Source organism: Amycolatopsis nalaikhensis, from assembly GCF_030264295.1.
GTDB lineage: Bacteria > Actinomycetota > Actinomycetes > Mycobacteriales > Pseudonocardiaceae > Amycolatopsis > Amycolatopsis nalaikhensis.
In genome coordinates, this window is the sequence record NZ_CP127173.1 from 4,586,986 (window position 1) to 4,610,708 (window position 23,723).

Sequence of the window (23,723 nt, forward strand, 5' to 3'; positions counted from 1 at the left end):
CGCGTCCACCGCTTAGAGGGCGGAACCGGCCGGAAAGGCGACGGGAATCGCCCGATTCGGGGGCGAACCACCGGAACGATGCATTCCTCGGTCCCGGTGCGCTAAGTCGCGATCACAACGGGTATTTGTTGCGCCTTGCGCGACACCTCGGTCGCCACCACGGCTATGGTGTGCCGGGTGCTGAAGGGGTTATTGGTCGATTTCGCCGGAGTTCTCACGGATCCGGACGCCGGCCGCTTCTACGACTATCTGGCGGCCGCGCGCGAGCGGGGGGTCCGGACGGCGCTGCTGTCCAACGCGCCCGGCGCCTCGGACGAGGTCAAGAACACCATGTTCGACTACTTCGACGCGCTGGTGTTTTCCGGTGAGGTCGGCGTCGCCAAGCCGGACCCGGCGGTCTACCTGATCGCCGCCGACCGGCTCGGGCTGCCCGCCGTCCGCTGCGCCTGCGTCGACGACTCCGCCGCGAACATCCGCGGCGCCGTCCAGGCCGGCATGGTCGGCGTGCACCACCGGACGGTCGACGAAACCCTTGCCGAACTCGACGTTCTTTTCCGAGATCGGTGATCGTCAGCGGGCGCGGCGGACCAATTCGAAGGACAGGACCGCCGCGGCCGCCGAGACATTCAGGGACTCGACGTCACCCGGCATCGGAATGGACACCCATTCCGTGACGAGTTCACCGACTTCGCCCCCGACTCCGGCGGTTTCGCCCCCGAGCACGAACGCCGCGCGCTGCGGCAGGTCGACGTCGAACACCGTCGTCTTCGCCGACGCGCCCAGCGCGTAAAGCCCGTAACCGGCTTCGGTGAGCATCTCGGCGGCTTCGCGCGCGGAGCCGCAGCGCAGCACCGGCGCGCGGAACGCGACGCCGGCCGACGCCTTGACCACCAGCGGGTCCAGCGCCGCGACGCCGCGCCGCGGCACGATCACGCCGTCGAGCCCGGCGGCGGTCGCCGTCCGCAGGATCATCCCGACGTTCGCGGGGGTGGTGATGCCGTCGAGCAGCAGCACGCGCGCGGGCGGCCGCCGGTCGGCCAGCGCCGCGGAAAGCGCTCGCATCCGCGGGACGACGACGTCGGCGAGCACGCCCTGGTCCTGCTTGCCGTTACCGGCCAGGACCTTGACCCGGTGGGCGCTGGCGCGCTGCACCGGCACCCCGGCGGCTTTGGCGGCGCGCTGGATCTCGGCCGCGCCCGGGCCGCGGGCGGTGTCGGCGAGGATCACCTTGTCGACCCGCAGGCCATCGTCCGCCAGTGCCTCCAGCACCGGCTTCCGGCCGTAGACGGTCAGGAAGCGGTCCTTCGGCGAGATTGTCGACTCATCACCCACACCCGGCAGTCTCGCACTGTGTAAGGATCGGCCCATGCCCGACCGCCTTTCCGCGCTGGACGCCTCGTTCCTGTACGTCGAGGACCACGCGACGCCGATGCACGTCGGCGGGGTGGCGATCTTCGAGCGGCCGCGGTCCGGGTTCAGCTACGCGCAGCTGCTCGACCTCGTCGGCGCGCGGCTGGCGTACCTGCCGCGCTACCGGCAGCGCGTGCTGGAGGTGCCGGGCCACCTGGCGCGCCCGGTGTGGGTGGACGACGTCGACTTCGACCTGAACTACCACGTCCGGCGTTCGGCGCTGCCCCAGCCGGGCAGCGACGAGCAGCTGTTCGACCTGGTGGCGCGCCTGATGTCGCGGCGGCTGGCGCCGGAGCGGCCGCTGTGGGAGGCGTACTTCATCGAGGGACTGGCCGGCGACCGGCTCGCCCTGGTGACGAAGACGCACCAGTCCGTTGTGGACGGCATCGGCACGATCGACCTCGGCCAGCTCATCCTCGACCCGACGCCGGCCGAGCCGGAGCCGTTCGAGGACATCTGGACGCCGCGCCGCGAGCCGAGCCGCACGCAGCTGGTGCTGGACGCGGTGAGCGAGGGCGTGCAGCGGCCGGGCGAGGTGGTGGAGAACGTCCGCTCGGCGGCGAACGACGCGGTCGCGGCGGCGGGCAAGCTCGCCGACACGGTCGGCGGCGTCGCGTCGACGTTGCGGACGCTGGTGCGGCCGGCGCCACCGGGACCGCTGAACGTCCGGGTGTCGGGCGGGCGCGTGTTCGCGGTGGTGCGCACGCGGCTGGAGGACTTCCGGAAGATCCGCGCGGCGCACGGCGGCACGGTCAACGACGTCGTGCTCGCGGCCATCACGGGCGCGCTGCGCGAATGGCTGCTTTCGCGCGAGGAGCCGCTGACGCCGGAGACGACGATCCCCGCGCTGGTACCGCTGGCGGTCCGCGACGCCGAGACGGCGGAGTATTCGACCCCGGCGCTGGTCGGCAACCAGGTCGACGCGTACCTGGTCGACCTGCCGGTCGGCGAGCCGAACCCGGTGCTGCGCCTGCAGCACATCGGCCACGCGATGGCCGAGCACCACGATTCGGGCCGTTCGGTGGCGGCGCGCGGGCTGCTCCGGGTCGGCGGCTTCGCCCCGGCTACGCTGCACTCCCTCGGCGCGCGAGCGGCGGGTTCGCTGTCGGGGCGCATCTTCAACGTCATGGTGACCAACTCGCCGGGCCCGCAGGTGCCGATGTACGCGGGAGAGGCCAGACTGGTCGAGATGTTCCCGGTCATGCCGCTGATGCGCACCCAGGCGCTGGCGATCGGGGTGACGTCCTACCACGGCGGCGTCTACTTCGGACTCAACGGCGACCGCAAAGCCGCGTTCGACGTCGACCTCGTGGCCGGGATGATCGAAGAGTCCCTGGAAGAGCTGAAGGGTGCGCACTGGTGAGGGTCTATCTGCCTGCGACCATCGCGATGCTTCGCGACCTCGAATCCTCGGGGGAGTTCCGCGCCCGCAGCGGGACGGCGTTCGCGCTGACCCCGGCGTTGCGCGAGGCGTACGTGAGCGGGTCGGACGAGGAACTGGAGTACGCGGCCCTGCTGGACGCGGCTCGGGCTTCGCTGCGGTTGATCGCGGCGGAGGAGAAGGGCGAGCCGCGGCGGGTGGTGGTGTCGGCCGACGTCGAGGGGGTGACGTTGCGGCCGGACCTGGATGCCCCGGTGGTGCGGATCGGCGGGCCGATCCCGATGTCGGCCGTGGCGGCGATCCACGTCGATGCTCCGGAGGCTGCGGACGCGGTGGCTGCTGCCGCGGCGGTGATCGATGCGGCTGATCTGGGGGATCCGGATGCGGAGTTCACGCTCGGGGATGCTGAGGATCATGAGCTCGCTTGGTACGCGCCGCAGGAGCTGCCGTTCCTGCTGGAGCTGCTCTGACGCGCGGCTCGCGCCGGGTTTGATGAGCAGCTCTGCGGCCTGAGGTGGCAGGCTCGATCCGGCGACTGGCCAGGGTCGGCAGGTTCCATCTCAGCGACTGGCTTTGGTGGCGTGGGTCGGCGGACTTGGCTCGGTGGACCAGCTTGGCGACCCCGGACCTGCGGCCCCATCTCGGCGACCGCCTCCAGCGTTCAGCGAGCGACCACGCCGACTCACTCGGCGGCCAGGTCGGTGACGTAACTTGCCGCCAACTTCGGCGAGCTTGGCTCGTCGGTCCGGGGCGGCGGACTCAACTCGGCGAGCGGTTTGGCGGAGTCAGCTCGCTGACCAGCGTCGCCGCCGCTCCACGAGCTGACTACGCGGCGACCAGCTTGGGCCCAGCTCAGCCCACTTCCCGCCTGGTTGGGCGAGCCGACTCGGCGGCTATCCGGTGATCCGATTCAGGCCCCAGCATCCTGCACCCCAGCTTGCGTTCGGCAATGAACGCTTCGGTTGTCCACAGGTGGGTCCCGTTGTGGATAACTTGTGGGCAAGTGGCCTGATCAGCCCGCCGTGAACCACTCCGGCCCAGGAACGGGCAGCACGCACCGCCACCCGGTCGCCGCCATCAACTTCCCGGACACCACCCGCTGCGACCGTGCCATGGGCTCCGCCATCGGCACCCGCGAAAGCAGCCACTTCGGCAAAGCCCGAGCCTTCCGAACCCCGGCAGCCTCAGCCATGGCCGCCCCCAAATCGGCCTTCAAGACCGGCGGCGCCCCCACGTTGTAAACCCCCGAAGGCGCACCCAAAGCCGCCACCGCAGCCGCGGCCGCGTCGGACGGGTGGATCACCGTCGTCCAATCCCGACGCGATCCCATGATCAACGGCGCCCCGCGCCGCGCGGCCGCCAAGAGCGCCGACGTCATCGGGTCCGGCCCGACCAACAGCCCGATCCGGAGCCGGACCACCGTGCGATCAGTCAGGGCCGCCACGTTCGAATGCGCCACCACCGACGATGCCGTCACTCCGCCCGCACGCACCGGAGCCTCTTCCGTCAGCTCCGAGGAACCGCCGTCCGCATACACGAACGAAACGCCCTCCTGAACCACGATCCGAACGTCCTCGACCTGCCGCACGGCCGCAGCCAACGCAGCGCTCCCCGCCGTCCGGACCCGGTCGTTCTCCGCCCAAGCCGACTTGCTGGTCAGCTTCCGGGGGATCCGCGTCGCCAAGTTCAGCACCGCGTCGTGCCCGCGCAACGCCGTGGCCAGCGAAGATGCCGAGAACAAATCCCCGACCACGGGCTCGGCCCCCGTCGACAGGACCGCCGACGCCCGGTCCGCCGCACGCGCCAAGCCGCTCACCTCGTGGCCCGCCTCCAGCAGACGCGCCACCGCCGGGCGCCCCAGCATGCCCGTCGCCCCGATCACCATCACCCGCATGTCCGCCTCCCGAGTCCGATACCCGGGACCTGGACGAGACGGCCGCGAAAAACGTGACTAACCCACTTCGCCCGGCGGTGGCGGCTGGACGTCGACCGGGCTTCCCCACTCCGTGTAGCGCGTCGTGATGCGGGCTTCGGACCCCTGCAGGACCGGCGAAAGGTCCAGGACGATCTGCAACGGCCGGTGCGCGTCGTCGAGCCACAGCTCCACCGGGAACTTGCCGAGGCGCCCCGCGGAGTCCGGCGCCAAGCCCGCCGGGAGGTCCGTGCCCAGGCGCGCCGGTTCCAGCTCTACTCGGTAGTGCTCCGCCGCCACCCCGCCCAGGTTCGTGCGCTCCGCCGACACGATCGTGCCCGCCGTGCGGATTTCGCCCAGTGTGTGCGCCGGGTCGTTCTGGGCCGCCAGCTGCGCGAGGCTGCCGCCGAGGACCTGGGAAAACGGGTCCGACCCGTCCGCCGCGACCGCCACCCACGGCTTCCCCTCCCGCGCGCTCTCCGGGACCTTCGCGTACAGCTTCCCGGCCACCAGCCGCAGCTCCATCGGCTCGCCGAGGACGTCCGTCGTCATCACCTGGGCCGTCCCGCCCGCTCCGAACCGCGCTTGGCCCTGGCCCTTCGAGCGGATCGAGCCGACCGCGACGTCCGTGGCGAACTTCGCCGAGCCGCCGCTCGTCGCCGCCGCCGTGGCCGCGTCGGCCAGCTCGCGCGCGTCCGTGTACGCCGGCGGGGGTGGGGGTGGGCTCGAGCACGCGCCGGCGAGCAGGGCGAGCAGCAGCACGACGGCGGCTTTGCGCATGGTGCACACAAAAACACAGCGGCTCCCCCGAACCCGTTCGGGGGAGCCGCCGCTACTCAGCGTCGTTCGGTCAGCGACCGGCCTTCTTCATCAGCTCGCCGAGGTCGACGACCTGCTCGGCGGGCGGGGCCGCCACGTCGACCTGGGTGCCCCAGTCGGTGTACTTCATGGTGAACTTCGACTCGGTGCCGCCGGGCATGCCCAGCGCCTTCAGCATCGCGGTCTGGTCCATCGTGACCTGCACCGGCAGGTTGTCCTTGTTCAGCCACAGTTCGGCCGGGATCTTCACGTCCTTGCCCTTGAGCTTGTCGGTGAGCTGGGCGCGCGCCGACTCGGGGACCTGGCTGGTGAACTGGTCGATGGCCTTGGCGACGTCGAGCTCCACCTTGTAGTGGTTGACCTGCTCGCCGTTCAGCTCCGTCTGGTCGGACGAAATGATCCGGCCGGTCTTCGAGATCTGGTCCAGGATCTTGCTCGGGTCGCTCTGCTCGGCCGACTGCGACATCGCGCTGCCCATCGCCTGCGAGATCGGGTCGGTGCCGTCGGCCGAGATCTTGGCCCACGCCTTGTCCGTGCCCATCTGCTGCTGCTGGGCGGCGGGCAGCTTGATGTACATGACCTTGTCGACCATGCGCATCTCGGTGGTCTCGCCGGCCGCGGTGCTCGTCATCGAGAACTTCGTGTTCGCGCCGTCGAACGCCATCACGCCGTTCACGCTCAGCGTCTGGCCGGCGACGGAGCCCTCCATGGAGAACTTCGCCGACTTGGACTTCTCGGTGCCCTGCTTCGACGCCGACGCCAGCTGGACCGCGTCGGTGAACGGCGAGGCGAGGCCGCTGCTGCCGGAAGCCTGGGACTCGCCGGCCGGGGCCGCGGTGCCCGTGGTGTTGCCGCTGCACGCCGTCAGCGTGAGCACCAGCGCGGCGCCCGCGGCGACCAGGGTGGTCTTGCGCATCGAATTTCCCCTCAGGATCGGATCTTCCGCTCGGGATATCGCCCGAACGGGCGAATGGTTACCGATGTGACGGTGACGATCCGGCGTAGGTTCCCGGTTGCCTCAGGCGTCCGTGGTGCGCGTCACGTCATGACCGCCCCGGGAGGCCAGCAGGCGCCGCAGCGACGCGAGCCGCTCGGGGCTGGCCTTGCCTTCGATGACGACGTCGTCGAGCGCGCAGTCCGGGTCCTCCGGCGGGCCGAGGTGCCCGCAGCCGGACGGGCACTCCTCGGCGGCTTCGGCGAACTCCTCGAAGGCGTCGACGATGTCGTCCGCGGTGACGTGCGCCAGCCCGAACGACCGCACGCCCGGCGTGTCGATCACCCAGCCGCCGTCCGGCAGCGGCAGCGCCACCGCCGCGACGGACGTGTGGCGCCCCTTGCCGACCGCGCTCACCACGCCGGTGGCGAGCGCGGCGTCCGGCACCAGCCGGTTGACCAATGTCGACTTGCCGACACCAGAGTGGCCGACCAGTGCCGTCACGCGGTCCTTCAGCATTTCGGCGAGGCCGTCGGGTTCTTCGTCGTAGCGGGTCACGATCGCCGGAACGTCGAGGCCCGCGTAGCCCGCGAGCAGTTCGTCCGGGCTGGCCAGGTCGGCTTTCGTCAGGCACAGCACCGGCTCGACGCCGCCCGCGTAGCAGGCGACCAGGCAGCGGTCGATGAACCCGGTGCGCGGCGGCGGGTCGGCGAGCGCGGTGACGATCAGCAGGCGCTCGGCGTTGGCGACGACGAGCCGCTCGTACGGATCGGTGTCGTCGGCCGTGCGCAGCAGCGAGCTGGTGCGCTCGTCGACCCGGACGATCCGCGCGAGGGTGTCCGGCTTGCCGGAGACGTCGCCGACGATCCCGACCCGGTCGCCGACGACGACCGGCGTCCGGCCCATCTCGCGGGCCCGCATCGCGGTGATCACCCGGTCGGGGTCGGCGTCGATCGCGCAGGTCCAGCGGCCGCGGTCCTTGCCGATGACCATGGCGGTCACGGCGTCGGCGTGCTCGGGACGGCGCTTGCTGCGCGGACGGCTGCCCTTGCCGGGGCGCACGCGGACGTCGGACTCGTCCAGCCTGCTCCAGTCGTTGCGCGCCAAAGGTGTCCTCCTCCCGTGCGCCGTGCCCCCGAATGATCCCATGCCGCTCGCCACGGCCCTGGCCTGCGTGTAACGATGGCGTCCCGGACGTTTCCCGCTTGCGAGGAGGCACTCATGTGCGGCCGCTACGCCGCCACGAAGGACCCGGCGAAGCTGATCGAGGAGTTCGACGCGATCGACCTCACCGAGGGGCACGCGCGCGCCGACCACAACGTCGCGCCGACGAAGAACGTCGTGACGGTCGTGCAGCGGCACCCGCGTGACGAAGACGGCCAGGTCCTCGAGGACGAGCCCGCCGAGCGCTCGCTGCGGATGATGAAGTGGGGCCTGGTGCCGTTCTGGGCGAAGGACCCGTCGGTCGGCTCGCGGATGATCAACACCCGCGCCGAGACGGCCGCCGAGAAGCCGGCGTTCCGCCGCGCGCTGACGTCCCGCCGCTGCCTGGTGCCCGCCGACGGCTGGTTCGAGTGGCGCCGCACGGGCAAGGAGAAGGAGCCGTTCTACATGACGGAACCGGACGGCTCGTCGATCGCGTTCGGCGGGATCTGGGAAAGCTGGCGGCCGAAGGACGACGACAACGCGGCGCCGCTGATCACGTTCTCGATCATCACCACCGACGCCTCCGGGCAGCTCACCGACATCCACCACCGGATGCCGCTGATCGTGCCGCGCTCGCACTGGGACGGGTGGCTCGACCCGGACCGCGAAGACGTCACCGACCTGCTGGTGCCGACGCCGGACGACATCGTGGCGTCGCTGGAGCTGCGGCCGATCTCGACGCTGGTCAACAACGTCCGCAACAACGGGCCGGAGCTGCTGGAGCGGGTCGACCCGGCGCACGAAGGCGCCCTGTTCGACGTGCCGAAGTCATGACCGCGCTCAAGATCGACACCGCGTACGGCCCGGCCCGGGTGTACCTGCACTGCGCCGAAGAGGGCGAAGCGGTGCTGATGCTGGGCCACGGCGCGGGCGGCGGGCTCGGGGCGAAGGACCTGGTGGCGGTGACGCGCGCGGCCCAGGCGGCCGGGGTGCACGTGGCGCTGGTCGAGCAGCCGTACAAGGTGGCGGGCCGTCGCGCGCCGGCCCCGGCGAACCAGCTGGACGCGGCGTGGCTGACGATCGCCGACGACCTCGCGGGCCGGTTCGACGGGCTGCCGTTCGTGTTCGGCGGCCGCTCGTCGGGTGCGCGAGTGGCGTGCCGGACGGCGGCGGCGGGCCAGGCGGTGGCGGTGCTGTGCCTGGCGTTCCCGGAGCACCCGCCGGGCCGTCCGGAGAAGACGCGCCAGCCGGAGCTGGACGCGGTCGAGGTGCCGGTGCTGGTGGTCCAGGGGGAGCGCGACCCGTTCGGGCGACCCAAGCCGGGGCCGCACCACGAGCTGGTGATCGTCGACGGGGACCACAACCTGGGGAAGGACCTGGAGACCGTCTCGCGGGCGGCGACCGAGTGGCTTTCGCGGGTGCTGCGGCCGCTGGCCTAAGCGGCGATCGGGGCCACCACGGCGCCGGTGAGCCGGATCAGGTCGGCGGGCGCCAGCTCGACCTCCAGCCCGCGCCGCCCGGCCGAGCAGAACACCGTCTCGAACTTCTCCGCGGACGCGTCGATCACCACCGGCAACCGGCTCCGGTGCCCCAGCGGCGAGATCCCGCCCAGGACGTACCCCGTCGCGCGCTGGGCCGCCGCCGGGTCGGCCATCTTCGCCTTCTTGCCGCCGGACGCCGCCGCCAGGCCCTTCAGGTCCAGCTGGCCGGTGACCGGGACCACCCCGACCGTCAACCGGCCGTCGACCTCGGCCACCAGCGTCTTGAACACCCTCGCCCGGTCCAGGCCCAGCGCCTCCACGGCCTCCAGGCCGTACGACTCCGCGCGCGGGTCGTGGTCGTACGCGTGCAGCGTGTGCGGCACTTTCTGCTTCGCCAAGACCGCCGTCGCCGGGGTGCCCTTGCCAGCCATGCGGCGAAGTCTAGGGAATGCCTTCAGCACCCGATCGGTTGTACGGGGCGTGACCACAACGCTCGCCACCACACGCTCTCGCAGCCGTCGACGCCCTGAGGCACCGGCGAACCCCGGCGTGCCCGGCCCCCGCGTAAACTCGGGCCTGCCGTATGCGCGCACGCGCATCGACGCCGAGCGGGAAGGGAACGGTTTGCCGAGCACGCAGAACCCAGCAGCGGCCGATGAGGCGACCGAGGCCGAGCGCGCCGAGCGCTTCGAGCGGGACGCCATGCCGCTGCTCGACCAGCTGTACTCGGCCGCGATGCGGATGACCCGCAACCCCGCCGATGCCGAGGACCTGGTCCAGGAGACCTACCTGAAGGCGTACGCGGCCTTCGCCTCCTTCAAGGCGGGCACGAACCTCAAGGCGTGGATGTACCGCATCCTCACCAACACCTACATCAACGGCTACCGCAAGCGGCAGCGGCAGCCCGTGCAGCAGCCCACCGAGGAGATCACCGACTGGCAGATCGCCAAGGCGGAGAGCCACACCTCCAGCGGGCTGCGTTCGGCCGAGGTCGAGGCGATGGACAACCTGCCCGACACCGACGTCAAGGCCGCCCTGCAGAAGCTGCCCGAGGAGTTCCGGCTGGCCGTCTACCTGGCGGATGTCGAGGGCTTCGCGTACAAGGAGATCGCCGAGATCATGGACACCCCCATCGGCACCGTGATGTCCCGCCTGCACCGCGGCCGCGCCCAGCTGCGCGACCTCCTCGCCGACGTCGCCCGTGAACGCGGCTTCATCCGCGGCGCCAAGGAAGAGGTGGCGGGGCGATGAACGACATGTGCGAGGGCGCGTCCGACAAGGTCCGGTGCGAAGAGGCGCTCGCCGACATCTACCTGCTCCTCGACCGCGAGTGCAGCCCCGAGCGGGACGCCGCGCTGCGCGCCCACATCGAGGACTGCCCGCCGTGCCTCGAGGAGTACGGCATCGACGAGCACATCAAGCAGCTGCTGGCCCGCAAGTGCGGCGGTGACCACGCCCCGGCGGAGCTGAAGAGCAGGCTGCGCGCGTCGATCCGCCAGACCGTCGCCAGCCGCGGCGGTGTCACGGTCGAACGCACCGAGATCACCCTCGAGCAGCGCTCCGAGTAGCGCCCGAGCACGACGAAGGCCCCCGCACCTCGGTGTGGGGGCCTTCGGCATGCCGAACGCTCAGGCGTTGGGCTTCTTGCCGTGGTTCGCGCCGTTCTTCTTCCGGTCGCGACGCTTGCGGGCGCGCTTCGACATGTTCACTCCTCGTCGGCGAAGCTGGTCAACCTCTCAAGTGTGTCATGACGTCCCGTTCTGGTTGGATGGGGTGCGTGTCCACGCTCGCCGAACTGCTCGCCGACAACACCGGCCTGCCCGGGGAAGCGGCCGACCACCTGCAGACCGTCGTCGCCGAGTGGCAGCTGCTGGCCGACCTGTCCTTCGCGGACTTCCTGCTCTGGGTCCCGGTGAGCGAGGAACTGCAGCCCGACGGCGGTGACTTCGTCTGCGTCGCGCACGCGCGGCCGACGACGGCGCCCACCGCGCACCCCGAGGACGTCGTCGGCACCCGGTTCACCGTGCAGGAGCACCCGCAGCTGGCGAAGGCCATGCGCGAGGTGCGGATCTGCCGCGAGGAGGACCCGCACTGGTACCGCGACCTGCCGATGCGCCGCGAGGCGATCCCGGTGCGGTTCCACGACGAGGTCATCGCCGTGCTGAGTCGCGAGACGAACCTGGCCGCGCCGCGCGTGCCTTCGCCGTTGGAGATCGCGTACCTGGGCAGCGCCGGCGACCTCTGCCAGATGATCGTCGACGGGACGTTCCCGCCGAACGGCACGAACGCGACGGACACGCACACGTCACCGCGGGTCGGGGACGGCCTGATCCGGCTCGACTCGAGCGGCACGGTGGTGTTCGCCAGCCCGAACGGCCTGTCCGCCTACCACCGGATGGGGCACGAGTCCGACCTGGTCGGGACGCGCCTGGCGCCGCTGACGCGCTCGCTGATCCGCGATCCGTTCGACGCGACCGAGGTGTCCCACCGGATCATCGAAGCCCTCGACGGGAAGCCGTCGAGCCGCACGGAGGCCGACTCCCGGCGCGGCGCGGTTGTGCTGTTCCGAGCGTTGCCGCTGCGGCCGGCCGGGCAGGCGGCGGGCGCGTTGGTGCTGGTCCGCGACGTCACCGAGGTCAAGCGGCGCGACCGCGCGCTGCTGTCGAAGGACGCGACGATCCGTGAGATCCACCACCGGGTGAAGAACAACCTGCAGACGGTGGCGGCGCTGCTGCGCCTGCAGTCCCGCCGGACGACGTCGGAGGAGGCGCGGCTCGCGCTGGCCGAGTCGGTCCGCCGGGTGACGTCGATCGCGCTGGTGCACGAGGCACTGTCCATCTCGGTGGACGAGCGCGTCGACCTCGACAAGCTGCTCGACAACGTGCTGCCGATGGTCGGCGAGGTCGCCACGGCGGAGTCGCAGGTCGGGCTGAAGCGCACGGGCTCGTTCGGGGTGGTGGTCGCGGAGATCGCGACGCCGCTGGTGATGGTGCTGGCCGAGCTGGTGCAGAACGCCATCGAGCACGCGTTCCCGGCGGGCCGGTCGGGCAAGGTCGAGCTGATCGTGGAGCGTTCGGCGCGCTGGCTGGACGTCGTGATCCGCGACAACGGGCGTGGCTTGCCGTCGGGGTTCTCGCTGGAGCGCTCGGACGGGCTGGGGCTGCAGATCGTGCGGACGCTGGTGGAGTCCGAGCTGCGCGGGTCGCTGTCGCTGCGGAAGGTGCGGGTCGAGGAGTCGTCGACCCGGGTGACGGGCACGGAAGCCGCGCTGCGGATCCCGCTCTCGCGCCGCCTCTGACAGGTCCGGACCCAAGCGCCCCAAGGTGGCCTTCGGTGCGTCAGACGCAACGAAGGCCGCCTTGGGTGCGTCAGACGCAACCAAGGCCACATTGGGGCGCTTGAGGCGCGGTGGGTTCGGGCCGCTCGCCGCGCATCCCTCTTTCGAGGCGGCACCAGGGCTCCGCGTTTCGCGGTGATCATCGCCGGGCATATCCGCTTCGGCGAACGTGCAGCGCGGGAGGAAGACACGATGAAGGCCCGGCACCTGGTGCAGAGGTGCCGGGCCGTTCAGCGCTTCGCGGTAGGACTTGACGTCCTGCGTGAGGGTTCACCGCACCCGTTGCCAGGTGGTTTCGCCTCGCTTGTTAAGCTCGAACCGGGTAGGTATCGCCCCAGACGGCGTGGGCACAGCAGTACCCGCCGGGAGAATTTCCTGTGCGGTTCGGGTGGGGCAAGCAGTAAAACTCAGGCGTTGGTACGCGTGCCGATGTGCGTACGGCGGCGCTTGAGCGCGCGTCGCTCGTCTTCGCTCATGCCGCCCCACACGCCGGCGTCCTGCCCGCTGGCCAGAGCCCAGGCCAAGCAGTCGGAAGCGACGGTGCAGCGGTGGCACACGGCCTTCGCCTGCGCTACCTGCGACAGAGCAGGACCGCTGGTTCCCACGGGGAAGAACAGCTCGGGGTCCTCGTCTCGGCAGGCCGCGTCGTGGCGCCAGTCCATGTTCGTGAGCTCCTTCATACGGCGCGGCAGGGCCGCGCCACAGTCGTCAATGGCGGTCGTGTTCTCGGGTGCTTGTGAATGCTTTCACGAAGCACCGCTTTCGACAAGGGTTTCCGGAAGATCGGTGAGTCAGGTCACCCGGGCGAGCGACGCCTCTGACCTGCGGTTTCTCTCCGAAACGACCCTCCGAAGGGAAGGCTGATGCGCTGAGTGGAGCTTCTGCGTCGACGAACGGCAGATTGCACTTTGCCGCAGGCGATCAGGGGTCCCGTCGTCACACGATTACCGTGAGTGCATTCGGGACACTGAAAAACTCCACACGCGTCCGCTGGCCGACGAGGTCGCCGTCCACCTGGAAGTTTACCGGTTCAGCTGCGTCGATGCGGATCATCGGCAGGTCGTCGTGACGAACGAGACGTCGGCCGCGCTGGTTGCTCTTCGTAGCCAAAGCGTGGCGTACATGCTTGAACACGGTGGGCAACCCCAGACCGTTCAGCGCGAACAAGCCCAGTCCCGTCTCGAACGAGCAACCCGGGTTGAGGTGGACCGCGCGCTCGCCCAGGTAGCTCCACGGATCCGTGTTCGACACGAAAGCGGTCAGCGCCTCGGCGGGTTCCTCGCCCGGGACGCGGATCGTCAGGGCCGGGCGGCCCAGTGGCGGCCGGAAGTAGGAGCGGACAGCGGCTCGCAGGTAGAGGCCCGCGGTCGTCTGCTTGCCGCGGCGCTTCGCCACGCGGCCGACGACGTCGGCGTCCCAGCCGAGGCCGGCGTTGAAGGTGAACCAGTGGCCGTCGGCCAGGCCGAGCCCGACCCGGCGCGAGCGGTCGTTCTCCAGCGCGTGGAGCAGCTGGTGGGTGGCCTCGACGGGGTCGTGGGAGATGCCGAGGGCGCGCGCGAACACGTTGGCCGAACCGCCGGGCACGACGCCGAGCGCGGGGACCGGCCCGACCTGTGCCGGATCGCCTCCACCTCTGGGGATCCGGGTGGCGGAGCCCCCGGCCCGCGGCGGAGCCGCGGATGTCACCGCGTCGGCCAGCAGGCCGTTGACGACCTCGTTGACCGTGCCGTCGCCGCCGTGGGCCACGACGAGGTCGATCCCGTCCCGCGCCGCCGAGCGCGCGACGGCCATCGCGTGGCCGCGGTAGTCCGTTTCGACCACGTCGAGCTTGACCTGGCTGGCGAGCGCGTGCGCCAGGACGTCCCGGCCACCGGCGGTGGTCGAGGTGGCCTGGGGGTTCACGACGAGGATTGCGCGCACCACCGCAGGGTAGGTGACTTCCGGCGGCCCGAGAACCTTCCGGCGGCCCATGGTGACGGGCGCAACCCTGGAAAACCGCATCTCCGAGACCCTGTGCCGGGCGGCCCTCCTTCGCGTGCGAGTGTCCGCTCGTCGTGACGAGTGCACCCGGGCCGACCGCCCGCTCATCGACGACACTTGGATTTTCGACGCCGGGGCGGTCCCGCGAAAACGGCCGACCGGGTGGCATACGATCGAATCAGCTCACGCACGGTGACCCGCCCTGGTGGAGTCCACTGTGCTCCCGCAAAGGACCCCGGAAGGCCGTCGCAGTGAAGCTCTCGCCCGCTCCCCGTGAGGTCCGGCTGGCCGGCGCGGTCACCGCGGTGCCGTCGCTCGCCCTGCTGGTGTTCGGGGTGGTCGTGCTGGTGAAGGGGCTGGGCTCGCCCGCGCAGCCGGGCAACAACGTCTTCGTCGAGTCGGGCACGTTCATCGTCGTGGCGCTGGCGTTCCTGGCCGCGTCGGCCGGGCTCGTCCTGGGCCAGACGTGGGCGCGCTCGCCGGGCGTGGTGATCGCGCTGATCGTGATCGGGCTCGGCTGGTACCTGCTCGGGCCGTCGGGCGAGCCGGCGTTCGGGGTGCCGGTCGCGCTGTTCGGGATCGCCGCGCTGGTGCTGCTGTTCCGCCGCCCGTCCCGCGCCTGGGCGCTGGGCCTGCGCGAGGGCGAAACCGAGACGGAGGCGGCCGAACGCGGCGGCCTCGCGGGCCGCCGCGCCGAGCGCGAGGGTCACGAAGAGGACTGAGCCGCAAGGTGAGTCAGGCCTGGGCGGCCAGCGCTCGCAGCGGGGCGTCAGTGAGGCGGTTGACCGTCCACTCGTCCATCGGGACCGCGCCGAGGGCCTTGTAGAACTCCGTCGCCGGGTTCCAGTCCAGCACCGACCACTCCAGCCGCGCGTAGCCGTTCTCGACGCACTCCGCCGCCAGTGCCGCCAGCAGGGCCTTGCCGAGGCCCGAACCGCGGTGCTCCGGCAGCACGAACAGGTCCTCCAGGTAGATCCCGTGCACGCCGCGCCAGGTCGAGAAGTTGAGGAACCACACGGCGAAGCCGACGATCTCACCGTCCACTTCGGCCACGTGCCCGAACAGCTTGGGCGCGTCGCCGAACAACGCCGTGTGCAGCTGCTCCACCGTCAGGTGGCACTCGTCGGGCGCGCGCTCGAACTCCGCCAGCGCGTACGCCAGGCCGACCGCGGCCTCGACGTCGTCGGGCCGGATGCGGCGGATGCGGTCGTCGGGCACGTCAGTCCTCCAGTGCGGGCGGCAGGTTGAGGTGTTCGATCTGCGGCTCGCCGCGTTCGTCGCCGAGCACCGCGATGCCGGCCGCGTCCAGTCCGAAGTGGACACCGGCGGTGGCGGGCAGGCCGAGCCAGCGGGCCACCAGCACCCGGCTGAAGTGCCCGTGCCCGACCAGGATCACGTCACCGGCTTCGATGTCGCGGCGGGCGCGCTCCAGCACCTTGTCGGCGCGCGCCTCGACCTCCGACGCGCTTTCGCCGCCGGGGACCGGGTGCGTCCAGACCGTCCACCCCGGCACGGTTTCCCGGATCTTCGGCGTGGTCACGCCTTCATAGTCGCCGTAGTCCCACTCGGCGAGGTCCTCCGTGACCTCGTCGACGCGCAGGCCGGCCAGCGCGGCCGTCCGCAGGGCGCGGGCGCGCGGACTCGACACCACCAGCGACGGCCCGCCGACGAGGCTCCGGAGCGTGCCGCCCGCGGCGAGGGCCTGGCCTTCCCCGGCCGGGGTCAGCGGGATGTCCGTGCGGCCGGTGTGCCGCCCGTTCAGCGACCATTCGGTCTGGCCGTGCCGGAGGAGGAAGAGCCGATGAGCCACGCCGCCGAATATATCCGGCGGTTTGCGCGGCGGCTGACCGTCTGCTTAGCTACTGACCGGTAGCTTAGTTCGAGGAGAACCCATGTCCGAGACGCCGACCTTCGCGCTGTGGCACAAGCTGGCCGGGAAACCGGGCGGGAAACAGCTGTTCAGCGCCGCGATGTGCGTGCGCGTGCCGTACTTCCGCACGGTGCTGCCCTCGGTGCGCGAGCTGCGGCCCGGCCACTGCGAGGTGACCGCGCCGAAGTGGTGGGGTGTTTACAACCACATCAAGACGTTCCACGCGATCGCGGCCTGCAACCTCGCCGAGATCGCGATGGGCATGCTCGCCGAGGCGACGGTCCCGGCGACGCACCGCTGGCTGCCGAAGGGCATGACCGTCCAGTACGTCGCCAAGGCCGAGACGGGCCTGCGCGCGGTCGCGGCGTTGCCCGAGCTGCCGGAGTTCGGCGACGAGGGTTTCGAGCTTCCCGTCCCGGTGACCATTTCGGACACGAGCGGCAAGCCCGTGGTCACCGGGACCATCACCATCTGGGTGACGCCGAAGAAGCGCTAGAGCGGCTTGTACTGGACGTACGTCTCCTGGTGGAACGTGTTCTCGCCGGACGGCGACGGCAGCCCGAGCTTCCGGTCGACGAGCTTGCCCAGTGGCCCGCACCCGGTCGTCGACGGCACGGCCAGATCCGGGTCCACGACACCGAAGTGGACGGTCGTCGGGTTCTTCGAGAGGACCGTCGGCGGGATCGCCGGGTCGTCGTGGACCACGGTGTGCAGCACGCCGATCCGGCAGTCCCCGCGCAGCAACGGGTGTCGCAGCACGGCGTAGACGTCCAGCTCGCCGCGCCGTTCGTCGTTGCTCTGGAAGTCCGAATGGCCGCCGTAGCGCAGCTGGAGCGTCGTGCCCGCCAGGCCCGGGACGCGCACCGGTGCGTGCCGCAGCGAGCCGAACACCTGCGCGTACTGGCCGTCGACCTTGCCCTCGCTGAACGTCAGCCGCATTTCCCCGAGCGGGATCTCGTGGCCGTCGATCGTCAGTTTTCCTTGCGAAACAAAGGCTTCGCAGCGCCAGGTGCCCGGGTCGGCGGCCGGCGGCGGGGCCGGGCAGCCGGTGAAGTCGAACGTCGGCAACTCGTCGGCGGCGGCCGTGCCCGGCGTGAGGGCCAGTGCGGCCGCGGCGACCCCGGCCGCGGCCAGTGCGAGGATTTTCATGGTCGTCAGCCTGCTCGGGCCGGGCGGCGGGGACATCCGGGATCGCCCCCAGGGGAGACCCGAAATTTCCCTCGACTGGGTGAAACGCGTTATAGTTAGTTAACACCGTTCACTCAACTCGGGCATGCTCGGGCGCATGTCTGCCTTCTCCCGCCGCCGCTTCCTCGGCCTCGCCGCCCTGAACTCCGCCGCCGCCCTCGGGCTCACCACGGTCTCGACGCGGCCCGCGGCCGCCGCGACGCTGCCCGAGTTCGCGCCGGCGGTGGTGATCGGCACCGGCTACGGCGCCGCCGTGACGGCGTTGCGGCTCGGCGAGGCCGGGATCCCGACGCTGATGCTCGAGATGGGCAGGCTGTGGAGCACGCCGGGCGCCGACGGCAAGGTCTTCTGCCCGATGCTCTCCCCGGACGAGCGGGCCATGTGGTTCAAGGACCGCACCGAGGCGCCGCTCGCGTCGTTCCTCTGGCTCGACCTCGCCAACCGCGACATCAAGCGCTACGCCGGCGTCCTCGACCGGGTGAACCACGGCGACATGGCGGTGTACCTCGGCCGCGGTGTCGGCGGCGGGTCGCTGGTCAACGGCGCGATGGCGGTGACGCCGAAGCGGTCCTACTTCGAGGAGATCCTGCCGCGGGTGGACGCCGACGAGATGTACGGCGAGTACTTCCCGCGCGCCCGAGCCCAGCTCGGCGTGAACGTCGTCGACCCGGCGTGGTTCGAGACGTGCCGCTCGTACCAGTACGCCCGCGTCTCGCGGAAAGCCGCGCGCAAGGCCGGGTTCGGCACGGTGTTCGTGCCCAGCGTGTACGACATGGACTACCTGCGGCGCGAGGAGGCGGGCACGGTCCCGCGCTCGGCCGACGCGTCCGAGGTCATCTACGGCAACAACCACGGCAAGCGCTCGCTGGACCGGACTTACCTCGCCGCCGCGCTCGGCACCGGCCACGTGACCATCAAGGCGCTGCACGAGGCCCGCGAGGTCATCCACCAGCCCGACGGCACGTACACGCTGGTGGTGCGCGAGATCGACGAGCACGGGACCGTCCTCGGGACCCGGCACGTCACGACGAAGCACCTGTTCCTCGGCGCGGGCAGCCTCGGCTCAACCGAACTGCTGCTGCGCGCGCGGGAGACCGGACGGCTGCCGGAGCTGAGCGACGCCGTCGGCCGCGGCTGGGGCACCAACGGCAACGTCATGCTCGGGCGCGCGAACCACGTCTGGGACACCACCGGCAGCCTGCAGTCCGGCATGCCCGCGCTCGGCATCGACAACTGGGCCGACCCGGTGCACCCGGCGTTCGCGGAGATCGCGCCGGTGCCCGCCGGCGTCGAGACGTGGCTGAGCCTCTACCTGGCGATCACCAAGAACCCCGAACGCGGGCACTTCACCTACGACGCCGCGAGCGACTCGGCGAAGCTGCGGTGGACGGCGTCGCAGGGGCAGCCGTCGATCGACGCCGCGAAGGCGCTGTTCGACAAGATCAACCGGGCGAACAAGACGATCTACCGCTACGACCTCTTCGGCGACACCCGGCCGTTCGAAAACCGCTTCACCTACCACCCGCTGGGCGGGCTCGTGCTCGGCGAAGCGACCGACGACTACGGCCGCGTGCAGGGCTACCGGAATCTCTACGTCACCGACGGTTCGCTCATCCCCGGCAGCACCGGCGTCAACCCGTTCGTGACGATCACCGCGCTGGCCGAGCGCAACATCGAGCGCGTCATCGCCGAAGACCTCAAGGGCTGAGCTTCGCCAGGGAATCGACGAAGCCGTCGCCGACGTCCGCGAAGAAGGACGCGTCGGCGGCCTCGACGTCCTTGAGCGCCTTCGCGACCAGGTCCAGGCCCGCGGGGGTGACTTCCAGGCGCTTCGCGCGGGCGTCCGCCGGGTCGTCGGCGCGGTCCAGCAGGCCGCGTTCGGCGAGCTTGCGGACGACCTGGCTGGTCATCATCGTGTCGGTGCCCGCCTGCTCGGCGAGCTGCCGCTGGGTGGGTGGCTCGCCGGAGCGGGTGAGCCACCACGTCGTCGTCAGCAGCACGAACTGGACGTGCGTGAGGTCGTGCGGGGCCAGCGCGGCACGCATCGCCCGCTGCCAGGCCAGTGTCACGCGCCACAGCAGGAAGCCGGGGCTGCGTTCGGGGCCGGGCAGGCGGGACGCCGGGGTGGTCATACCCGCGATGGTGCCTCAGCCAGGCGTGCGAGCGCGCGCATGGCGTCCGGGGTGTCCGAAGTGACCTGCTCGCCGAAGCCGTCGGGGCCGTCGATCGTGACGCGGTAGGTGATCCGCGTGCCGCCCTCGACGTCGGTCAGGACGTGCTCGAACCGCAGGTGCGCGTCCGGCAGGCGGGTCTCGTCGGTGAAGCTCCGTCCCTCGGTGACCTCGGTGAGGGTGAACGGGATCGGCGGCATGCCGTCCATCGTCATCGTGCCGCCGGTGCCGACGGCGAACGGGCCGTCGAGGACGACCGACCGGACGCCCGCGTCCCACTCCGGCCAGCGGTCCGTGTCGGCCCAGAGCGGCCAGATCGCGGCGGCGGGTGCGGTCGAGGTCTCGCTGTGTTCGTACTCGTAAAGTGTCATGCGGGCAGACTATATGCACGCTTACTAAATGGGCAAGCGGCCGGGTGGCCGGGGTGGCTCAGTGGGCCGAGCGGAGCTTGTCGTAGTAGGCGACGCAGTCGTCGTACGCGGGGAGCAGGCCCTGCTCACGCGCCTCGGCGAGCGTCGGGGCGGCGCGGTCCTTGTCCGACAGCAGCGGCTCGAGGTCCGCGGGCCACGGCAGGTCGAGCGCCGGGTCGAGCGGGGTGATCCCGTGCTCGCCCGTCGGGTTGTACGGCTCGGAGCACAGGTACGCCATCACGGTGTCGTCTTCGAGGGCGATGAAGCCGTGGCCGAGCCCCTCGGCGACGTACACGGCGTGGTACTCGCTCGAGTCGAGCTTGACGGCGTCCCAGGTGCCGAACGTCGGCGAGCCGACGCGGAGGTCGACCACGACGTCGAGCAGCGAGCCGCGCGGGCAGTAGACGTACTTCGCCTGTCCGGGCGGGGTGTCGGCGAAGTGGATGCCGCGGATCGTGCCGCGCCGGGACACGCTGTGGTTCGACTGGCCGAGCCGCAGCGGGTGGCCGGCCGCCGAGCGGAAGGCCTCCTCCTGGAACGGGGCGACGAACAGGCCCCGGTCGTCGGGGAACGCGCGGGGGAAGAACTCGTAGGCGTCCGGGATGCGCAGCCGGCGGAATTGCATGGCGTCACCTTATCCGGCGCCAAGAAAACCGGACAGACGTCTTGGGAATTGCCGGAAAAGGGCGCCGGTGTGACATCAACCGCACCGAGGGGTCCCCGGCGCACGGGGACCTGTCACAATGGCTGGACCGCCGCGTCCGCGGCCATCGCCAGACCCACGGCACCGATGGCCGACGTGACGCCTCGCCGACAGGCCGGCGCTACCGCGCTGGGCTGCCGTGCCGGAGGACAACACCACGGTTTCCCCTGCTGCCGTGGTCCCCCGCTCGCTGGCCCAGGAGAAATTCCAGTGACACACGTTCGAACCGCGAGTTCCGTCATTCCTACTGAAGGAAAGACGGAAACGACGACAGGAAACCCCATGAGCGACCCCACCGGTGCCGTCGCGCCGGTCACCGACGAAGAGATCTTCACCGGGCACGAGGGCGGCAAGCTCTCGGTGGCGGCCACCCGCCCCATCTCGAGCCCGCGTGACCTTTCGATCGCCTACACCCCCGGGGTGGCGAAGGTGAGCCGCGCGATCGCCGAAGACGCGGCCAAGGCCAAGCGGTACACGTGGGCGGACCGCCTGGTCGTCGTGGTCAGCGACGGGACGGCGGTGCTCGGCCTCGGCGACATCGGCGCGAGCGCGTCGCTGCCGGTCATGGAGGGCAAGTCGGTGCTCTTCAAGACCTTCGGCGGGCTGGACTCGATCCCGCTGGTGCTGGACACGACCGACGTCGACGAGATCGTCGAGACGCTGGTGCGGCTGCGGCCGTCGTTCGGCGCGGTCAACCTCGAGGACATCTCCGCGCCGCGGTGCTTCGAGCTGGAGGACAAGCTCAAGGAAGCCCTCGACTGCCCGGTCATGCACGACGACCAGCACGGCACGGCGATCGTCACGCTGGCCGCGCTGCGCGGCGCCAACCTGGTGCTCGACCGCGCGATCGCCGACCAGCGCGTCGTCGTCTCCGGCGCGGGCGCGGCCGGCGTCGCCTGCGCGCGGATCCTGCAGGAGGCGGGCATCGGCGACGTCACCGTCCTCGACTCGCGGGGCATCATCCACTCCGGGCGTGACGGCTTGAACCCGGTCAAGGAGCGGCTGGCCGCGACGACGAACAAGGCGGGTCTGCGCGGTGGCCTCGCCGAGGCGCTCGAGGGCGCGGACGTGTTCCTCGGCCTGTCCGGCGCGACGATCGACGAGACGCTGCTGGGCCGCATGGCCGGCGGCGGCATCGTGTTCGCGCTGTCCAACCCGGACCCGGAAGTTCACCCGGACGTGGCCGCCCGGTACGCGTCGATCGTGGCCACCGGCCGCAGCGACTTCCCGAACCAGATCAACAACGTGCTGGCGTTCCCCGGCGTGTTCCGCGGCGCGCTGGACTCCGGCGCCCGGGCGATCACCGAGGGCATGAAGCTGGCGGCGGCCGAGGCGATCGTCTCGGTGGCGATGGACGACCTGGGCCCGGACCGCATCGTCCCCAGCCCGCTCGACCCGCGCGTCGCGCCCGAGGTCGCGGCGGCGGTGGCCAAGGCGGCGGAAGCCGACGGCGTCACCGACTGACCCGAGCGCCAAAGCGGCACTTTCCCTATGAAAGTGCCGCTTTGTGCTGCAAAGCCGAGCTTTCACGTGAAAGCTCGGGGGCGTGTCAGGGTAGGAGGGCGGGGAGGCGGTGGCGGGGGACGTCGACCAGGCGCAGGTTCGTCAGGTCTTCCGGGACGTCCAGGGAGACGTTCGCCAGACGTGCGTGGGCGCGGGTCAGGACCTCGTCCTGGTGCTCCACCGCGTCCGCGACGACCACCGCGTGCCGGTTGTCCGGCGTGCTCCGCAGGTACCGGAGCGTGTATTTGCCGCGGATGAGCTTCGAAAGGGCCGTCTGCGACCGCTCGTCCGCCAGGTCCGGGTGGGCGTTCGGCACGAGTAGCGCTAGGCGCCGGGCGTTCGTGCCCAGGAGCGTCCGCAGCAGCCACGGGCCCGGGTCGGCCGAGAGGTCCATCGCGACGGCGTCGCCCTCGGGGCCGGAGATCGACCAGTCCACCGGCCGCGACTCCAGCGCGAGCCCGCCCGCGGCGGCGATCTCCTTCAGCTTCTCCAGCACCGCCGGTTTCGTCCCGGCGGCCTCGACCGACTGCGGCCCGTGCGTGTAGATCGCCTTGCCGCCGCCGCGGACCTTCTTGGCCTTCGCCGTCGGCTGGCAGACGTACAGGTCGGCCGCGCTGCCGATCGCCTGTGCCCCGAAGTAGCGGTTGAAGCCCGGCAGGATCGCCTGGAACGTCAGCCCGAGCGTGGCCAGCGACCGCTGGACCTGTGCGCCCAGCGCCGGGTGGCGGGGGCTGTAGCCGTAGGCCAGCAGCAGCCGTCCCTCGGTCGGGTTCCGCAGCGCCTGCACCCCGCGCGCCGCGAACAGGCCCATGCCCTCCGGCGTGTACGGCGGGTCGCTGAACACCAGGTCGAAGCCGCCGTTGAACGCGGGCGGCAGGCCGACGCGCAGGTCCGCGTGCGCGGTGGCGATCTCGCGCTCGCCGCGGTCGTCCAGGTACGCCAGGACGCGCTCGTCGAGGTCGACGACCGTCAGCGCCGCCGCCGGGCAGACCGCCCGCACCGCCAGCGACGTCAGGTCGTGATCGCCGAGGAACAGCACCCGGGCCGAGGCGAGGTCGTACTGCGCGTCCAGCCACAGCGCGCGGCGCAGCACGGTTTCCGGCGTGGCCTGGACGTGGTCGAGCGCGGCCAGTGGCGCCGGCACCTCGGCGACCCATTCGGCGACCTTCGGCAGCAGCTCGTGCCCCGCGACGGCTTCGTCCAGCGGGTCGGCGTAGCGCGGCGCGCTGTACTGCAGGTACGACGCCGCGACACCGGGGGCGATCCGCAGCCGGTCGCCGCTGCGGTCGAGGTCGTCGCCGAGGGCATTCAGGACGTCCTCCACGCTGCGGCGCGGCGCCGTCGACAGCCGCACCAGCTCGCCGAGGTCGTGGTCACCGGTGCGCAGCAGGTCGATGACGCGGTACAGCGGGCGGACGCCGACGCCGTGCGCGGCGAGGACGTCGTCGAGGGCGCTCACGGGCATTCAGCCTAGTGGC

The 23,723-nt window shown here is 71.2% G+C and carries 28 protein-coding genes; 12 read left to right on the top strand and 16 right to left on the bottom strand.

Translation table 11 applies throughout. From position 1 onward, the window contains the following. Window positions 1–192: 192 nt before the first annotated feature. Window positions 193–567: an HAD-IA family hydrolase gene (locus tag QP939_RS22655; RefSeq protein WP_285459822.1), complete on the top strand. Its 375-nt coding sequence runs from the start codon at window positions 193–195 to the stop codon at window positions 565–567. Between the two features lie 3 nt (window positions 568–570). Here QP939_RS22655 and QP939_RS22660 read toward each other — a convergent pair whose 3' ends face one another. Further along, a complete protein-coding gene (locus QP939_RS22660) occupies window positions 571–1,332 on the bottom strand; it encodes a TrmH family RNA methyltransferase (RefSeq protein WP_285458818.1) in 762 nt (253 codons plus the stop codon). Between the two features lie 34 nt (window positions 1,333–1,366). Here QP939_RS22660 and QP939_RS22665 point away from each other — a divergent pair, with 34 nt between their 5' ends. Both QP939_RS22665 and QP939_RS22670 read left to right on the top strand, forming a co-directional pair. Further along, complete coding sequence (locus tag QP939_RS22665) at window positions 1,367–2,773, top strand: WS/DGAT/MGAT family O-acyltransferase (RefSeq protein ID WP_285458819.1); 1,407 nt, start codon at window positions 1,367–1,369, stop codon at window positions 2,771–2,773. Continuing rightward, window positions 2,770–3,261 carry a DUF6912 family protein gene (locus QP939_RS22670; RefSeq protein ID WP_285458820.1) on the top strand — a complete coding sequence of 164 codons (492 nt, stop codon included), beginning with the start codon at window positions 2,770–2,772 and terminating at the stop codon, window positions 3,259–3,261. Before QP939_RS22665 ends, QP939_RS22670 begins: the two co-directional genes overlap by 4 nt. Before the next feature lie 542 nt (window positions 3,262–3,803). Here the strand turns inward: QP939_RS22670 and QP939_RS22675 are convergent. The 4 genes from QP939_RS22675 to rsgA form a co-directional block, all read right to left on the bottom strand. After that, complete coding sequence (locus QP939_RS22675) at window positions 3,804–4,685, bottom strand: NAD-dependent epimerase/dehydratase family protein (RefSeq protein ID WP_285458821.1); 882 nt, start codon at window positions 4,683–4,685, stop codon at window positions 3,804–3,806. A 57-nt stretch (window positions 4,686–4,742) separates the two neighbouring features. Continuing rightward, on the bottom strand, window positions 4,743–5,483 hold the full coding sequence (locus tag QP939_RS22680) for an SCO4651 family lipoprotein (protein WP_285458822.1): 741 nt from the start codon (window positions 5,481–5,483) through the stop codon (window positions 4,743–4,745). A gap of 70 nt (window positions 5,484–5,553) precedes the next feature. Further along, the gene (locus QP939_RS22685; protein WP_285458823.1) at window positions 5,554–6,438 is read right to left on the bottom strand and encodes an SCO4651 family lipoprotein; all 885 of its coding nucleotides are present in this window, start codon (window positions 6,436–6,438) and stop codon (window positions 5,554–5,556) included. Window positions 6,439–6,540: 102 nt separating this feature from the next. After that, window positions 6,541–7,563, bottom strand: a complete 1,023-nt coding sequence (gene rsgA, locus QP939_RS22690) for a ribosome small subunit-dependent GTPase A (RefSeq protein ID WP_285458824.1) — start codon at window positions 7,561–7,563, stop codon at window positions 6,541–6,543. A 114-nt stretch (window positions 7,564–7,677) separates the two neighbouring features. On the opposite strand from rsgA, the gene QP939_RS22695 reads away from it, so the two are divergent. Then, entirely contained in the window at window positions 7,678–8,436 is a 759-nt protein-coding gene (locus QP939_RS22695; protein ID WP_285458825.1) for an SOS response-associated peptidase, read from the top strand. After that, complete coding sequence (locus tag QP939_RS22700) at window positions 8,433–9,041, top strand: alpha/beta hydrolase family protein (RefSeq protein WP_285458826.1); 609 nt, start codon at window positions 8,433–8,435, stop codon at window positions 9,039–9,041. Before QP939_RS22695 ends, QP939_RS22700 begins: the two co-directional genes overlap by 4 nt. Here QP939_RS22700 and ybaK read toward each other — a convergent pair. After that, on the bottom strand, window positions 9,038–9,514 hold the full coding sequence (gene ybaK, locus QP939_RS22705; RefSeq protein ID WP_285458827.1) for a Cys-tRNA(Pro) deacylase: 477 nt from the start codon (window positions 9,512–9,514) through the stop codon (window positions 9,038–9,040). The two genes, QP939_RS22700 and ybaK, sit on opposite strands and share 4 nt — an antisense overlap. 193 nt (window positions 9,515–9,707) lie before the next feature. On the opposite strand from ybaK, the gene QP939_RS22710 reads away from it, so the two are divergent. Both QP939_RS22710 and rsrA read left to right on the top strand, forming a co-directional pair. Further along, window positions 9,708–10,334 (top strand): sigma-70 family RNA polymerase sigma factor, encoded by a 627-nt coding sequence (locus QP939_RS22710; RefSeq protein WP_285458828.1) that lies wholly within the window; start codon window positions 9,708–9,710, stop codon window positions 10,332–10,334. Then, the gene (gene rsrA / locus QP939_RS22715) at window positions 10,331–10,651 is read left to right on the top strand and encodes a mycothiol system anti-sigma-R factor (RefSeq protein WP_086842729.1); all 321 of its coding nucleotides are present in this window, start codon (window positions 10,331–10,333) and stop codon (window positions 10,649–10,651) included. Before QP939_RS22710 ends, rsrA begins: the two co-directional genes overlap by 4 nt. 60 nt (window positions 10,652–10,711) lie before the next feature. Here rsrA and QP939_RS52230 read toward each other — a convergent pair whose 3' ends face one another. Beyond that, on the bottom strand, window positions 10,712–10,786 hold the full coding sequence (locus QP939_RS52230; protein ID WP_098515123.1) for a 50S ribosomal protein bL37: 75 nt from the start codon (window positions 10,784–10,786) through the stop codon (window positions 10,712–10,714). 74 nt (window positions 10,787–10,860) lie between these two features. On the opposite strand from QP939_RS52230, the gene QP939_RS22720 reads away from it, so the two are divergent. After that, complete coding sequence (locus QP939_RS22720; protein ID WP_285458829.1) at window positions 10,861–12,381, top strand: sensor histidine kinase; 1,521 nt, start codon at window positions 10,861–10,863, stop codon at window positions 12,379–12,381. A gap of 446 nt (window positions 12,382–12,827) precedes the next feature. Here the strand turns inward: QP939_RS22720 and QP939_RS22725 are convergent, their stop codons facing one another. Further along, window positions 12,828–13,082, bottom strand: coding sequence for a WhiB family transcriptional regulator (locus QP939_RS22725; protein WP_072481920.1), 255 nt, complete (start codon window positions 13,080–13,082; stop codon window positions 12,828–12,830). 274 nt (window positions 13,083–13,356) lie between these two features. Beyond that, a complete protein-coding gene (locus QP939_RS22730; protein ID WP_285458830.1) occupies window positions 13,357–14,340 on the bottom strand; it encodes a diacylglycerol/lipid kinase family protein in 984 nt (327 codons plus the stop codon). 311 nt (window positions 14,341–14,651) lie between these two features. On the opposite strand from QP939_RS22730, the gene QP939_RS22735 reads away from it, so the two are divergent. After that, complete coding sequence (locus tag QP939_RS22735; RefSeq protein WP_285458831.1) at window positions 14,652–15,122, top strand: hypothetical protein; 471 nt, start codon at window positions 14,652–14,654, stop codon at window positions 15,120–15,122. Between the two features lie 13 nt (window positions 15,123–15,135). Here the strand turns inward: QP939_RS22735 and QP939_RS22740 are convergent, their stop codons facing one another. Further along, on the bottom strand, window positions 15,136–15,618 hold the full coding sequence (locus QP939_RS22740) for a GNAT family N-acetyltransferase (RefSeq protein WP_285458832.1): 483 nt from the start codon (window positions 15,616–15,618) through the stop codon (window positions 15,136–15,138). A gap of 1 nt (window position 15,619) precedes the next feature. After that, the gene (locus tag QP939_RS22745; RefSeq protein ID WP_285458833.1) at window positions 15,620–16,210 is read right to left on the bottom strand and encodes an acid phosphatase; all 591 of its coding nucleotides are present in this window, start codon (window positions 16,208–16,210) and stop codon (window positions 15,620–15,622) included. A gap of 82 nt (window positions 16,211–16,292) precedes the next feature. Here QP939_RS22745 and QP939_RS22750 point away from each other — a divergent pair, with 82 nt between their 5' ends. Next, entirely contained in the window at window positions 16,293–16,766 is a 474-nt protein-coding gene (locus QP939_RS22750; protein WP_285458834.1) for a hotdog fold domain-containing protein, read from the top strand. On the opposite strand, the gene QP939_RS22755 is transcribed toward QP939_RS22750, so the two are convergent. After that, window positions 16,763–17,419, bottom strand: coding sequence for a hypothetical protein (locus QP939_RS22755; RefSeq protein ID WP_285458835.1), 657 nt, complete (start codon window positions 17,417–17,419; stop codon window positions 16,763–16,765). The two genes, QP939_RS22750 and QP939_RS22755, sit on opposite strands and share 4 nt — an antisense overlap. 136 nt (window positions 17,420–17,555) lie before the next feature. On the opposite strand from QP939_RS22755, the gene QP939_RS22760 reads away from it, so the two are divergent. Continuing rightward, window positions 17,556–19,166 (top strand): GMC oxidoreductase, encoded by a 1,611-nt coding sequence (locus tag QP939_RS22760; RefSeq protein ID WP_285458836.1) that lies wholly within the window; start codon window positions 17,556–17,558, stop codon window positions 19,164–19,166. On the opposite strand, the gene QP939_RS22765 is transcribed toward QP939_RS22760, so the two are convergent. Genes QP939_RS22765 through QP939_RS22775 form a run of 3 tightly spaced genes read right to left on the bottom strand, consistent with a single transcriptional unit; the run spans window position 19,156 to window position 20,664 of the window. Next, window positions 19,156–19,590 carry a MarR family winged helix-turn-helix transcriptional regulator gene (locus tag QP939_RS22765; RefSeq protein WP_285458837.1) on the bottom strand — a complete coding sequence of 145 codons (435 nt, stop codon included), beginning with the start codon at window positions 19,588–19,590 and terminating at the stop codon, window positions 19,156–19,158. The genes QP939_RS22760 and QP939_RS22765 overlap by 11 nt on opposite strands. After that, window positions 19,587–20,000, bottom strand: coding sequence for an SRPBCC family protein (locus tag QP939_RS22770; protein WP_285458838.1), 414 nt, complete (start codon window positions 19,998–20,000; stop codon window positions 19,587–19,589). The genes QP939_RS22765 and QP939_RS22770 overlap by 4 nt, the downstream gene beginning before the upstream one ends. A gap of 58 nt (window positions 20,001–20,058) precedes the next feature. Further along, a complete protein-coding gene (locus QP939_RS22775; protein WP_285458839.1) occupies window positions 20,059–20,664 on the bottom strand; it encodes a dTDP-4-dehydrorhamnose 3,5-epimerase family protein in 606 nt (201 codons plus the stop codon). A gap of 360 nt (window positions 20,665–21,024) precedes the next feature. Here QP939_RS22775 and QP939_RS22780 point away from each other — a divergent pair, with 360 nt between their 5' ends. Next, complete coding sequence (locus QP939_RS22780; protein ID WP_285458840.1) at window positions 21,025–22,206, top strand: NAD(P)-dependent malic enzyme; 1,182 nt, start codon at window positions 21,025–21,027, stop codon at window positions 22,204–22,206. An 85-nt stretch (window positions 22,207–22,291) separates the two neighbouring features. Here QP939_RS22780 and QP939_RS22785 read toward each other — a convergent pair whose 3' ends face one another. Further along, on the bottom strand, window positions 22,292–23,704 hold the full coding sequence (locus tag QP939_RS22785; protein WP_285458841.1) for a bis-aminopropyl spermidine synthase family protein: 1,413 nt from the start codon (window positions 23,702–23,704) through the stop codon (window positions 22,292–22,294). Window positions 23,705–23,723 lie beyond the last annotated feature (19 nt).

Bases quoted from the DNA above. Each gene is read 5' to 3' on its own strand.
- QP939_RS22680 (WP_285458822.1), bottom strand. From the start codon at position 5,483: ATGCGCAAAGCCGCCGTCGTGCTGCTGCTCGCCCTGCTCGCCGGCGCG.
- QP939_RS22695 (WP_285458825.1), top strand. From the start codon at position 7,678: ATGTGCGGCCGCTACGCCGCCACGAAGGACCCGGCGAAGCTGATCGAG.
- QP939_RS22675 (WP_285458821.1), bottom strand. From the start codon at position 4,685: ATGCGGGTGATGGTGATCGGGGCGACGGGCATGCTGGGGCGCCCGGCG.
- QP939_RS22780 (WP_285458840.1), top strand. From the start codon at position 21,025: ATGAGCGACCCCACCGGTGCCGTCGCGCCGGTCACCGACGAAGAGATC.
- ybaK (WP_285458827.1), bottom strand. From the start codon at position 9,514: ATGGCTGGCAAGGGCACCCCGGCGACGGCGGTCTTGGCGAAGCAGAAA.
- QP939_RS22765 (WP_285458837.1), bottom strand. From the start codon at position 19,590: ATGACCACCCCGGCGTCCCGCCTGCCCGGCCCCGAACGCAGCCCCGGC.
- QP939_RS22685 (WP_285458823.1), bottom strand. From the start codon at position 6,438: ATGCGCAAGACCACCCTGGTCGCCGCGGGCGCCGCGCTGGTGCTCACG.
- rsrA (WP_086842729.1), top strand. From the start codon at position 10,331: ATGAACGACATGTGCGAGGGCGCGTCCGACAAGGTCCGGTGCGAAGAG.
- QP939_RS22755 (WP_285458835.1), bottom strand. From the start codon at position 17,419: ATGAAAATCCTCGCACTGGCCGCGGCCGGGGTCGCCGCGGCCGCACTG.
- QP939_RS22725 (WP_072481920.1), bottom strand. From the start codon at position 13,082: ATGGACTGGCGCCACGACGCGGCCTGCCGAGACGAGGACCCCGAGCTG.
- QP939_RS22665 (WP_285458819.1), top strand. From the start codon at position 1,367: ATGCCCGACCGCCTTTCCGCGCTGGACGCCTCGTTCCTGTACGTCGAG.
- QP939_RS22750 (WP_285458834.1), top strand. From the start codon at position 16,293: ATGTCCGAGACGCCGACCTTCGCGCTGTGGCACAAGCTGGCCGGGAAA.
- QP939_RS22775 (WP_285458839.1), bottom strand. From the start codon at position 20,664: ATGCAATTCCGCCGGCTGCGCATCCCGGACGCCTACGAGTTCTTCCCC.
- QP939_RS22770 (WP_285458838.1), bottom strand. From the start codon at position 20,000: ATGACACTTTACGAGTACGAACACAGCGAGACCTCGACCGCACCCGCC.
- QP939_RS22760 (WP_285458836.1), top strand. From the start codon at position 17,556: ATGTCTGCCTTCTCCCGCCGCCGCTTCCTCGGCCTCGCCGCCCTGAAC.
- QP939_RS22700 (WP_285458826.1), top strand. From the start codon at position 8,433: ATGACCGCGCTCAAGATCGACACCGCGTACGGCCCGGCCCGGGTGTAC.